Raw genomic sequence first — 12,507 nt, 5'->3', positions numbered from 1 at the left:
CCTCTGTATTAGTATGTTTACAGTACTTTAACCGAAAGAGTTGGACTTTAAACGCGATAAATAACAAGATGCATTATTTAAATATAGCTTTACAAGTTCACGAGATATAGATATAATCTTTTTTATACTTTTTAATTTTCAGTACATATGAAATATTCGAAAAACTTTATTTTGCTAAGGGGGAAAAGTAGATGAAGATTAAAAATTGGCTATTATTTTTATCATTTATATTGGTACTAGGTGCTTTGGCTGCATGTTCTGACGATAAGGCAGCAGATTCATCTAGTAAGGATAGTGAAGAAAGCGCAGATGAAAAGGTACTAAACTTTGTAAACCCAGAGGCTATTCCATCAATGGACCCAGCTATCGCTACAGATGAATCTTCATTTGTATATTTAGCTGCCACAATGGAAGGGCTATATCGTTTAGATGAAAGTGCGAAACCATCTCCTGGTATTGCGACTGAACATAAAGTAAGTGATGATGGTCTTACTTGGACGTTTACATTACGTGAAGATGCAGTTTGGTCAAACGGCGAACCTGTTACAGCACATGATTTTGTTTATGCATGGCAACGAGCTGTTAACCCTGAAACTGGATCAGAGTATGGTCCTTACATGATGAATGGTGTTATTAAAAATGCTACTGCAGTCAGTCAAGGTGAGCTTCCTGCTGAAGACTTAGGCGTTACTGCTGATGGCGATTATACACTAGTCGTAGAATTGGAAAACCCAACACCATATTTTGAAACATTAACGACATTTGGAACATTCTTCCCATTAAATCAGGCATTTGTGGAAGAAAAAGGGGATGACTTTGCAACAAGTTCTGACAATCTATTAGCAAACGGACCTTATAAAATTTCCGAATGGGAAAGCACAAGTAATTCCTGGGATCTTGTAAAAAATGAAGATTATTGGGATGCAGCTAGTGTAAACATGGATAAATTAACATTCCAGGTTGTAAAAGATCCTCAAACTGCTCTAAATTTATATGAAGAGGGTACAGTAGACCGAATCGATTTGACTTCTGACCTTGTGGATCAATATGCTACAGATGATGAGTATGTTGTTTCAGCAGATACATTTGTTTACTTCTTAAAGTTTAATCAAACAACAACAGATGCTTTAGCGAATAAAAATATTCGTGCAGCAATAAGCAGAGCGTTCGATAAAGAAGCATTAGTAAGTGAAATTCTAAATAATGGTTCCATTGTTGCAAATGGACTTGTTCCAGCTGATTTTACGCCAATGCCTGAAACTGGAGAGGATTTCCGAGAGGTTAGTGGAGATCTTGTGACATACGATTTGGAAGCTGCACAGGATTATTGGGAAAAAGGACTTGAAGAGCTAGGAACGGAAACAGTTGAAATTGAATTATTAACGGATGATGACCAAACTACTAAAATGTTGGTTGAATATGTTGCGAACCAGCTTTCTACAAATCTAGAAGGTTTAGAGGTTAAAATTAAGCAGGTTCCAAAAGAACAACGACTTGATTTAGATAACAATATGGACTATGAGCTTCAGCTTACTAGATGGGGACCAGACTTCCTTGATCCATTTACATTTATGAACTTATTTACTACAGATAGTGGAAACAATAAGACAGGATATTCTAGTGAGCAGTATGACAAGCTTGTACTAGATACCGCTTCTGCACTTGCTACGGATAATGTAGCACGTTATGAAAACTTCTTAGAAGCAGAAAAGCTATTATTTGAAGATGCGGTCATTGCACCGGTATACCAAGCTTCTAGAGCACAATTGATTTCTCCAAAAGTAAAAGGAGTCTTTGTAAATCCATTTGGTGCAACATATGAATACAAATGGGCAGATGTAGCAGCTGAATAATGGAAGTAAAAAGAGGAAGAAACACCTTAAAGGGGTTCTTCCTCTTTTCTATTTTCTTAGTCCGAAATCAAAGTCTATTCTTCTAAAATATCTTGACGGAATACTTGTAAGGATTCCTTCTCATTTAATTCATCCAATTGTTCACTCGTTATGTCACCGTTTCCTTTTTTAATTACGTAGACCTCTACTTCCTTCTTGCCCCAATAATTATAAACATCCTCTACAGTCTCATAGTAAAGATCAATCTTATCTCCTTTAATCGCGCCACCTTTGTCCGCTACTACTCCATAACCATAACCTGGAATAAACAGGATTGTTCCAATTGGAAATTTAGTTAAGTCTGCTGCAATCGTAGAATATAAGTCTCTTCGTACCTCAACACCAGAATAGGTTATCCCATATTGAGGATGTCCAGGGCTTTTACCTGTGGACTCTGGTCCTGCTGTGTAGCCAGTAGCCATAACTGTTACTGATGGATACTGTGACAAATCTGCTGCTTCTTCTAATGTCTTAGGAGTCTCTTTCACTTCCTTTGATTCATCTGGGATGGAGCTATCTTGTTCTGTACTTTCTTGTTTTGACATGGTGGCTTTATCTTGTGCTTTTTCCTTTAGTTCTTTTTTACGTAACTCTATATTTCGCTCTTCATGGTATTGGTATCTAGCAATCTCTGTTCCTAACATTTCTAGATTACTAGAGTCCATTTGCGCTCCTTCTTGATACGTATCTACACTGATATCCATAGCAGACACATGCGAAATCGTAATAAAGGTTGCACAGAATACACTTAAAGCCATTAAAATGATTAAGCTTCCTCTTAATAATTGTTGTTTCATTTGATAACACCTCTCTTTAGATGTCATCCTAGCCATAAAAAATAGATTCTATACATAGAAAAGTAGATAAATAATATCTCCATTCCTTTATCTCTCATTCTCAGAGTCTATATGATTGTCATTTAAGCTTTTTTAAAAGGGAATAACTTTGAAGTAATCTCGAAGAAAAGGGGAGGGAAGAATAAGTTCATCACTTATTCCTCAATACATCAGCAAGTTCACGTAAGGCATCATATTGTTCAATATGATAATTTCGACCAAGCTTTTTCAAGTAGCCTTTATTACAAAACTGGGTAAGCACATGTAATAAATGTCGATAGGATACACCTAAATAATCACAAACTGTAACATGTTTTTCTTTGTACACTCCTTCGTCCCCTGTTTGCAATATAAAATCGGCTAGGCGATTCTCAAGCGGGAATGCGAGACTTTGTGAATATTTAGCTGCCATAACAGTGGCCTTTACACTGAGAATTTTAGTTAACTCACGTAGGAACTTTGTATCTTCTAGCAAATGTTTCCGATAGTGGGATATAGGGAGAGCAAAACAAATGGTTTTCGTGGCGGCCTGTATCCCTTTTGTATAATACACATCATGTAATAATTCCATTTCCCCAATATACTCATTTGGGTTAACAAAATTAATTAAAGACACCTTTCCATTATGATGTGTTACATATATTTTTGCTTTTCCTTCAATGACATAATATAAATAATAAGGTCTTTTCCCTTCTTTGATGATCCACTCATCTCGTTTATACTCATGCACCTCTAAGAATGCATCAATTGGAAAAGAAAACAATTGCTCAAATCTAGTCTCATCCAGATAACGTTGTCTTTTTTCATTTTTATAAATTTCCATGATTCACCCCAAAATATGAGATATCTCCTATTTTTCAACACCAATTCATTATATCATGCTAGCAAAGGAGAGCGATAGAATGAACACACAGCGTTGGATGAGTATGCACTTTTTTAGTTTCTTTTTAACATGGGGGATATTTCTACCTTATTGGTCAGGGTGGATGATTTATACAAAAGGCATTTCCGTACCTGAGGCGAGTTTAATTATGAGTTTAGGATTAGCTGCTAGAGGACTTGCTACTTTATTTGCATTTCCTTATTTATCTAGTAAGTTTAGCAGTAAAGGAATATTACGTGTTGCTGGGATCGGTACTCTCGTGTCTATTCTTTGTTATATACCAGCAAATTCCTTTACGAGTTTGTTAATCGTAACGATGGTCATACACGTATTTTACCCAACACTTATGCCTGCATTAGATAGTGCAGCAAGTGTACTTGTACAAAGCAAACAATTAAAGCATTATGGTCGAAGTCGGCAGTGGGGATCCATTGGCTTTGTGTCCGTAGGTATTCTTTTAACTGTTTTCACAGGGAAATTCGGTGATGAAATCATTTTATGGGCGCTACTACTGGGGACAGTTGGCTTTGTATCTCTAGGGTTTATGCGTGCACCAGATATCTTGTCGGAAAAGCCAAAGGTGGATCAAACAGAAAAAGTGGGTATGCTCCAGTTATTTCGTATTAAACACTTTGGCTTAGTGATACTAATTGCAATCTTACTACAAGCAGCCCATGCTACTTACTATAATTATGGTTATATCTTTCTCCAGGATATTAATGCACCGATTTACTTAATCGGCCTAATTATAAACATTGCGGTATTGGCAGAAATTTTATTTTTTTCAATTGCAGACAAAGGCTTTCGTAATTTTTCAGTAGGCTCCCTGCTGACGCTTGCGGCTATTGGTTCCACTGTACGTTGGATATTGGTGTTTCTATTTCCAAATGTCCTTGTTTTCAGTATCGCACAAACGTTGCATGCTTTTTCGTTCGCCATGGCACATTATGCATTTATGAAATACTTAATTCAAAATATCCCGCACGCTCAAATCGCAAAAGCACAAGGTATATACTCTGCACTAGCACTTAGCTGGAGCACCGCTGTATTTACTATTTTCGGTGGATACTTATACGAAATCGAGCCAAGACTTGCCTTTATTGGAATGGTTGTTTGTACAATCCCTTCTATTCTGCTAGCTTTCCTATATCGGAAATTAGAACACCGAAACATTGAGGTTTTGGCTACAGTCTGATTTTACTGGGGAAAGACCGTCTATTTATAGATGGTCTTTTTCGATTCTTTTATACAAAATTCCCCTAGGATTCAGCACCACTACAAGGAGTGCAGCAACAAAGTATAACAGCATTACATATGTCAACACATCTAATAATTTCCCATGAAATAATGCAAGCGAAAAATTGAAGAATTGATGGAGAACAATCGGTATTACTAGGTTTTTATTTAAATTGAAAAACAAGGTCACAAGTATGGAAAAAGATACAATACCAATCATAAATAGCAGAATATAGGTAACTAAATCGAGACCCACATACCCTGAAGCAAACCATAGTGGCGTATGCCAAAATCCCCACAAGACACCAACGATTAGTGCTGACTTCAGTGGAGAGTGATTCTTTTGCAATTCATTTAATGCATATCCGCGCCAGCCCAACTCTTCTCCTAATGGCCCTCTTACGAAACTATCGATAAATACAAGGATGAATAGCCCCAAACCAGCATTTGATAGTGAAGTCTCTGTTGAAACTGAGAGCAAGGTGAAAGACAAGGCTATGATAATCCCTTGTACAATTACTGCTGTACAAAGAACGGAAACCTTAATTCTTGGAGCAAATTGATCTCTGATAAATTTCTTTAAAGTCTTTCCGGGATAGATTCGCTTAAATAAAAAAATAAATGCAAAGGTGGAGGACCATGCCGAGATAATTTGTAAAATAGTCATAATGCTTTTAGGTACACCTAGCAATATACCAAATCCAATTGCCGTAAAAAATGCAAAAAATACCATAGCTTAAGAGAACAAAGTTTAACAACGGCCTTCTGAAGGCTTTATTCATGATAACCCACTCCTTTAAAACACAACGATTACTTAATAGCCTCATTTTAAACCTGTGGGTTACCCCCAGCTCAAGCATTATGTAATAGGGGAGTATAATTCTAAAAACACACGTTCAAATCCATCTTCATATATCGTCAATAATATATTAATGTATGTAATACCTGTTAATTCATAACCTTCCTGACTCGCAATTGTTACAATTCTTTCCCCAATCTCATTATCGATATTTTTTTCACCTTCTACAGCTCTACCATTTTCCACAACCATATAAATACACTTCGGATGAGCAAGGACTTCCCCTTTAAGAGAATCATCTGTATCTTCTACTTGCTTCACTACGATAAAACGATCATCCTTTATCCCATTTTCATCAAAATGGATAACACGTCTCACACTTTTTAATGTCACTGCCTTTTTCAAGCCCTCCGTATGTCTCCGGATCATTTCATATTCATGGTAAGCTTTATAGTCTGAAATTTCCCCAATTACTTCAAGTGGTTTCATCTCTTTAATCGTATACGTCCCCAAAAGCTCCTTTATTTTATTACATTCCTCCTTCGCTGCTTTTATTTGTTTTAAAAGTCGTTTTTTATACTCTAGTTCCGCCAGTATATCCGCTTCCTTCTCCTCTAAAATATGTTCTACTGTTTCTATGCTACTACTCTCTTTTATCTCTCGAATTTTTTTAATCCCAAGGTCGAGCTCTCGATAAAAATTAGTTGTAATCACATCATGAATATCAAATGGATTATATTTACGATAACCATTATCATCACGCACTGGCTTAACCAGTTCTTTTTCCTCATAATACTTTAATGTATCTCGAGAAATACCTAGGAACTGAGCTACCTGTCCAATCGTATACATACGTTCACCCCAGTAAATTATCTGAAAATTGTAATGTATTATATCTATCTTAATACGTATGATTTAGATTCGTAAACACTTTTAAAAATTCGCTAATTGGTAGAGAGTAGGAATGACTCACAGTACAATAGACCTTTAAAATACTAAAATGACCCCAATCAAGACCAATTTTTTCATTACTTTTTACATGATATCAGTGAAAAAGAAGATACTAAAAGCGTTGACACATCTAGGGAGGTTACTTGATGAAACAACGCTATATCGTATTTTATATTTCCATATCGATTCTTTCTTTACTTGTTATTGCTGGAATTCTAATGCCACATGTATTAGAGGAGGTTACTTCTAATATTCAATCCTTCTTTTCTGATGCATTCGGTTGGTACTATTTGATATTGGTCACCATTATACTTGTTATCTGCCTATTCCTACTAATATCGCCTATTGGTCGGATAAAGCTTGGCAATCAGGATGAAAAGCCAGAATTCTCTAGACCTACCTGGATTGCGATGTTATTTAGTGCTGGTATGGGAATAGGGCTTGTATTTTATGGATCCTCGGAACCAATCAGTCACTATGCAATCAGTTCCCCTACTGGTGAAATTGGTACCAATCAAGCAATAAAGGATGCCCTTCGATTTACCTTTTTCCATTGGGGCATTCATGCTTGGGCTATATACGCCATCGTTGCTCTAGCAATAGCATAATTTTCATTTTAGGCATAATAAATTGGGCTTAATAAGTGCAACCTTACACCCTATCTTCGGGGATAAGGTGAATGGCGTTACCGGAAAATCTATCGACGTTTTTTCCGTCTTGGCAACTGTACTAGGGGTTGCGGCATCACTAGGATTTGGAGCAGTGCAAATCAATGGTGGTTTGGCCTATCTATTCGATGTACCAGCTTCTATTTGGATTCAATTTATTATTATTGCGGTTGTTACTGTATTATTTTTGATTTCTGCTTGGTCTGGATTAGGCAAGGGAATAAAAAATATTAAGTAACGCTAATATGATTTTAGCAGGGGCTCTATTTTTACTTATGTTTATAGTAGGTCCTACGTTATTTATTATAAATTTATTCACCAATACAATTGGTACCTATATTCAAACGCTACCACAAATGAGCTTTCGTATTGCCCCGTTAAATGAAGACATTCGGGGATGGATAAATTCTTGGACTATTTTTTATTGGGCTTGGTGGATTGCATGGTCACCCTTTGTAGGCATCTTTATTGCACGGGTTTCTAAAGGAAGGAGTATTCGGGAGTTTGTCTTTTTTGTCCTACTCATCCCCTCACTCGTTGTTTTCTTATGGTTTTCTACATTCGGTGGTTCGGCAATTTCACTGGAACACAATGGTATAGCGAACATCTCAAGTCTTTCTACAGAGGAATCACTATTTGGGGTCTTTTCTCATTATCCTTGGTCATTTGTAACTTCAATTACAGCAATGGTACTTATCGGATCCTTTTTCATTACGTCTGCTGATTCGGGAACATATGTATTAGGCATGATGACAACGAACGGATCCCATTCACCAGGTAATAAAATAAAATTCACATGGGGCATCTTACTATCGGCAATAGCCGTCGTTCTTCTCTACTCCGGTGGCTTACAAGCATTGCAAAATATGATGATTATAGCTGCCTTACCCTTTTCCATAATCATTGCCTTGATGGCAGTAAGCTTATTGAAAGCATTACGACAGGAAGCAAAAGTACTTGGAATTGGTAAAATAAAAAAACGACCGAAGAAATAATGGAAAAATAAGTAGTTCATTTTTTAATACCTCCTTTTATTACTAATGTCTCTCTTGAATCACATTTTATGTGAAATTTAGGATTTGCTTATTAGGCTAACAATGGATCTAGTTTGAAATTTAAATTTAGTGTAAAGGCTAGGAATTTAATTATTTTTTTAACTATTAATGCATTTTATTAAACACCTTATTTTTCTCTGCAACAATCCAGCAATTATTACAATCCTTGCAAATTTAACTACATCCCCCTCATTATAATATTTAACACAGGAATAGCATTAAAAAGAGGGCATCAAATTATGTAAAATCTGATACCCTCATTATATTTCATACAACGATTTTAACTTCTCATCGTATAGCTTTATTAATCATCTCAACCTCGATAATACCGCCCTCACTCAGGAGCTGGTTAATACTTTCTTTAAAAGTAGTCTGCACAAATTCAACCTGCTCCAGCTGGGCTGCTGTCATTTGAGAAAGTTCATTCATTAAAACATTTGTAACTTGAAATCCTCTATCTTCTAATTCAACTTTACTTTGTTCCGAATCCGTTACGAGTTTAAACTGAATGGTTACAAAGCTCCCATCCATAAGGTCTGTCGTGATTTCATCTGTTATTATAGCTCGCTCAGCTTCTTCGCTATGTTCACCTTGGTTATCATCTACATTCCCATCACTCGGTTGAATCTCATACAGCATAACCTTTGTAACGTTATCCTCTGCATCAATCCAAACAGACAACTCATATTGGTCTAGTGTGTAAATTAAGCTTTCGATATTTATTTCCTCTATATATTGCTTGTCATGAGGTTCACCTAATACCGAGATAGCTTCCTCTTCGGAAGAAAACAAATCCTCTCGTTGTACATTTGTTAAAAGGGATTCTATTTCTCCTGAATCCATCATCACTGCACTAAACCCTAGTATTGCCTTATTATACTTTAAATAGGACTCTCCACCCTCACCATATTCTTCATCTGGATCACCAAGCAATCCACGAACATGTTGATATGTATCCCCTAATACCACATTATTTCCAGTTATATTGGTTACATTATCAATAATATTTTCTTTTGAAACATTCTGCTGATCTCCCACATTTTCAAAGCTATATTCATCAGGGAATGCCATAAATGCTTCTTCCAATTGTGCTTTATTTGGATGTTCGTCACTTACATACATTGCAACTTCGCCGTTAAATAACATGTCCATCGTTTGATCATTGAATTCAAAGATACCAGTTTGTTTTGCCTTTTGGATGGTTTCCTTTAAGATTTTGTCCGCACTGTTAATATCAAACCGATAAAGCTCCACATCACGGTCGGAATCATTAACAACGACTTCGTACCCATACTCCGCACCGATTACTTCAGCAAGTAATCTTTTTTTCTCTCCAATAGTAAAACCAGATTCCTCAAAATGATCGATAACCTCCGAAACATCTACTGTTCCAGTATTGCTTTTCGACGTTTCTCCTTCCCCACTGCAAGCAGTTAAGAAAACTGCTAGTAAAATTATCATATAAGCTTTATTTCTTTTCATTAATTTCATCATCTTGTTGTCTATCAAAAAGTAGTACCTCCCATACGTATCCTATTACTAGAATTACATTTTTGTCTCTAGTTTAAAATATTACAGGAATTACTTGAGGAAGGGAATGCTTTAAAGGTAATTACTTTTTATTCAAAATATAAATGGCACCCCCAAACCCAATCACACACCAGATAAATAGATTTAGATAGTTTCCGAAACTAGCATCAAAGGTAGATGCAGCTAAGGAAGCACGAGTAACCTCAGCCATGGAATAAATAGGCAATACTTCATGAAGGGATTGTAGCCATTCTGGAAGCCGCTCCATAGGGAAATTGACTGGAGAAAACATGAGCGCACCAAAAACAACAATTTGAGAAATGGTTAACGATGCTGTAGGTGACAAGAGGTAGGAAAATCCATATCCAATCCCAATTGAGGTTAAGGCAATCATCAATAAAGCAGGAACTACAGTCCATGAAATATCATAGCCTGGATGAAACGTAAAATGGGCAACAATGGTGGAAACTACTATTCCTGGAATCGTAATGCATAACCATATCGTAGTATCTGCCCCGAGGATAACACCACGATTTACTGGCCATGTTCGCATAAATTCCATATAACCATCCGATTTAGAGGTACCCACCTGTTGCGGTAAGATTACGAGTCCTGTAAAAATTAAAATAATGGTTGGTGCTCCTGTTGCTAAATACAGGATGGTGCTTGTATTTGGAGTTGGTATAAGATAGGTAAACCCAATAACAATACCAATGGATATTAATATTTGGATCATGGCCATAAATATAAGAAAACCTGCATTTCGTAAAAACTGTAATTGAAAGACATATTTGTAATGACTAAAGAGGGGCATTATACAACACCCGCCTTTCTAGAGGTTAACTCAATATAAGCATCCTCAATAGTAGTAGGAGATAAGGAATAATCGATCACAAGACCGTTGTCGGACTGATCCTTCGCCCAATCTATTGTTGGTAGCACATCCGATGGGTCCATGGAAAATAGTAAACGAGAGCCTTTCTGATAGGTCGATAATGCCCAACTCGGAATCTGAATATTTACTAAGTCACTGGCAAGATTGACCTCAATACGCATTAAATTACTTACCGAGCTTTTTATTTCAGATGGAGATCCAACCGCTAAAAATTGCCCTTGCTTGATAATAGCCACCCGGTCCACTACCTTTTCAGCCTCTACTACGTTATGTGTTACTAAAATGACAGAGGTCCCATCATTCGTTAAATCACGTATAACGTTCCAAAGCAGACGCCTGCGTACAGGGTCCACATCATTCGTAGGTTCATCTAGGATTACTAACTTACCTGGTGCAATTACTGCCATACAAAAAGCAGTTAGTCGTCTAGCTCCTCCAGACAGTTTTTCCCCTTCTTTATTTGCCCATTCCCCCATGTCTAGTGAGTCAAAAAGCTGATCCACCCGCTTCGAATCAAAAGCCTTTCCTGCTCTCATTTTCCCCATTAATGTCACTGCTTGCCTAGGCGTGAGAAAACCTAATGGCACTTGTGATTGTGGCTGCACAGAGCAGATGGTCCGTGCCCACTTCGGTGATTGAAGCACTGATTTTCCAAGCAAATGAATATCCCCTTTATCCGGAGTTACCAATCCTAGTATTTGGTTCACCAATGTTGTTTTGCCTGCTCCATTTTGTCCAAGCAGACCAAATAGTTCCCCTTCGTTAATACGAAAGGAAAGGTTGTCATTTGCGATTGTTTTGGATTCTCCTTTCCCAGAAAAAACCTTCGTCACACCTGCTACCTCTAAAATCATAACTGTCCCTCCTTCGCCATATAAACACGCTCAATGAAATCAATGATTTCTTTATCCAATGGGTAAAAGGCCATTCCCTCTTTCAAATTTTTAAGGGCATGCCACATATCCCCAAGTAATTCTTCATCATGACCGAATATGCTGTCTGCTTGATTTGCCCATCGTTCTACAAGCTGTTGAGCCAATTCCGATGAGGGATCTGCATCTAGATTTTGTCTAATTTCACGAATTACCTGCACCCAATTTTTCATATCCTCTTCTGTCATTTGAGCATCCATTTCCATCATTTTTTGCAGTTCATCATCATTTAAGTATTCTTTATAGGATTGAAATTCATCCCCTGGTCCTCGCTGAAACAATTGGATGATTCCAAATAGAATGGACCAATTCACTTCTCCTTCTAATTCAATGGCAGAGGATACACGAAGAAGCGCATTCTCCAATTTCTTTAAACGAATTTGCTCTTGCTTAACCAACTGTAACTGCTCTTGAATGGACTGCTGCCAGGTTGGGGTTGAACTATGTAATATCGTTTTAATTTGTTCTAATGAAAAGCCAATATATTTTAACGCCAAGACACGCTCTAACCGCATAACATCCTCATCATCATATAAACGATGACCTCCACTTGTTTTCGACAAAGGCTTAACTAATTCAATTTCATCATAGTAGTCTAACGTCCTAACAGTTACACCGGTTTTCTTTGATAATTGCCCAATCGTATACATTTCCACACTCCTTTGTGCATGATGATTTCCTTAAGTATAAAACAACACGTTACGTGTGATTCAATAGGAAAGTTTAAAAAGTTATAATTTTTTGAAAAATAGAGATGGAATGCCATTTTTTGTTCTTGATTTACGATAAAAGCCGAAAATGGAAATTACGCTTCCATTTTCGGCTTTAAA

Annotated in this window: 10 protein-coding genes and 1 pseudogene; 3 read left to right on the top strand and 8 right to left on the bottom strand. The window is 36.9% G+C overall.

Translation table 11 applies throughout. From position 1 onward, the window contains the following. Positions 1–191: 191 nt before the first annotated feature. The gene (locus tag C1A05_RS00580; RefSeq protein WP_102026230.1) at positions 192–1,853 is read left to right on the top strand and encodes a peptide ABC transporter substrate-binding protein; all 1,662 of its coding nucleotides are present in this window, start codon (positions 192–194) and stop codon (positions 1,851–1,853) included. A gap of 74 nt (positions 1,854–1,927) precedes the next feature. On the opposite strand, the gene C1A05_RS00575 is transcribed toward C1A05_RS00580, so the two are convergent. After that, positions 1,928–2,689, bottom strand: a complete 762-nt coding sequence (locus tag C1A05_RS00575; RefSeq protein ID WP_102026229.1) for a 3D domain-containing protein — start codon at positions 2,687–2,689, stop codon at positions 1,928–1,930. A gap of 190 nt (positions 2,690–2,879) precedes the next feature. Further along, positions 2,880–3,551, bottom strand: coding sequence for a transcriptional regulator YeiL (gene yeiL / locus C1A05_RS00570; RefSeq protein ID WP_102026228.1), 672 nt, complete (start codon positions 3,549–3,551; stop codon positions 2,880–2,882). 79 nt (positions 3,552–3,630) lie between these two features. Between yeiL and C1A05_RS00565 the strand changes: the two genes are divergently transcribed. Beyond that, positions 3,631–4,806 carry an MFS transporter gene (locus C1A05_RS00565; RefSeq protein WP_102026227.1) on the top strand — a complete coding sequence of 392 codons (1,176 nt, stop codon included), beginning with the start codon at positions 3,631–3,633 and terminating at the stop codon, positions 4,804–4,806. A 24-nt stretch (positions 4,807–4,830) separates the two neighbouring features. On the opposite strand, the gene C1A05_RS00560 is transcribed toward C1A05_RS00565, so the two are convergent. Further along, a complete protein-coding gene (locus C1A05_RS00560; RefSeq protein WP_234998234.1) occupies positions 4,831–5,514 on the bottom strand; it encodes a CPBP family intramembrane glutamic endopeptidase in 684 nt (227 codons plus the stop codon). 192 nt (positions 5,515–5,706) lie between these two features. Continuing rightward, positions 5,707–6,498 (bottom strand): MerR family transcriptional regulator, encoded by a 792-nt coding sequence (locus tag C1A05_RS00555; RefSeq protein ID WP_102026226.1) that lies wholly within the window; start codon positions 6,496–6,498, stop codon positions 5,707–5,709. Positions 6,499–6,743: 245 nt separating this feature from the next. Between C1A05_RS00555 and C1A05_RS00550 the strand changes: the two are divergent. Next, positions 6,744–8,260 (top strand): annotated as a pseudogene (locus tag C1A05_RS00550) (glycine betaine uptake BCCT transporter). Positions 8,261–8,608: 348 nt separating this feature from the next. Here C1A05_RS00550 and C1A05_RS00545 read toward each other — a convergent pair. The 4 genes from C1A05_RS00545 to C1A05_RS00530 form a co-directional block, all read right to left on the bottom strand. Continuing rightward, positions 8,609–9,829, bottom strand: a complete 1,221-nt coding sequence (locus tag C1A05_RS00545) for a hypothetical protein (RefSeq protein WP_102026225.1) — start codon at positions 9,827–9,829, stop codon at positions 8,609–8,611. A 103-nt stretch (positions 9,830–9,932) separates the two neighbouring features. Then, the gene (locus C1A05_RS00540; RefSeq protein ID WP_102026224.1) at positions 9,933–10,664 is read right to left on the bottom strand and encodes an ABC transporter permease; all 732 of its coding nucleotides are present in this window, start codon (positions 10,662–10,664) and stop codon (positions 9,933–9,935) included. Beyond that, complete coding sequence (locus tag C1A05_RS00535) at positions 10,664–11,599, bottom strand: ABC transporter ATP-binding protein (protein WP_102026223.1); 936 nt, start codon at positions 11,597–11,599, stop codon at positions 10,664–10,666. Before C1A05_RS00535 ends, C1A05_RS00540 begins: the two co-directional genes overlap by 1 nt. Next, positions 11,596–12,327, bottom strand: a complete 732-nt coding sequence (locus tag C1A05_RS00530) for a MerR family transcriptional regulator (RefSeq protein WP_102026222.1) — start codon at positions 12,325–12,327, stop codon at positions 11,596–11,598. Before C1A05_RS00530 ends, C1A05_RS00535 begins: the two co-directional genes overlap by 4 nt. Positions 12,328–12,507 lie beyond the last annotated feature (180 nt).

It is taken from the genome of Salirhabdus sp. Marseille-P4669, assembly GCF_900240405.1.
GTDB lineage: Bacteria > Bacillota > Bacilli > Bacillales > Alkalibacillaceae > OEQK01.
Note: the sequence above shows the minus strand (reverse complement) of the source record. Positions and strands in the feature narration are given on the sequence as shown.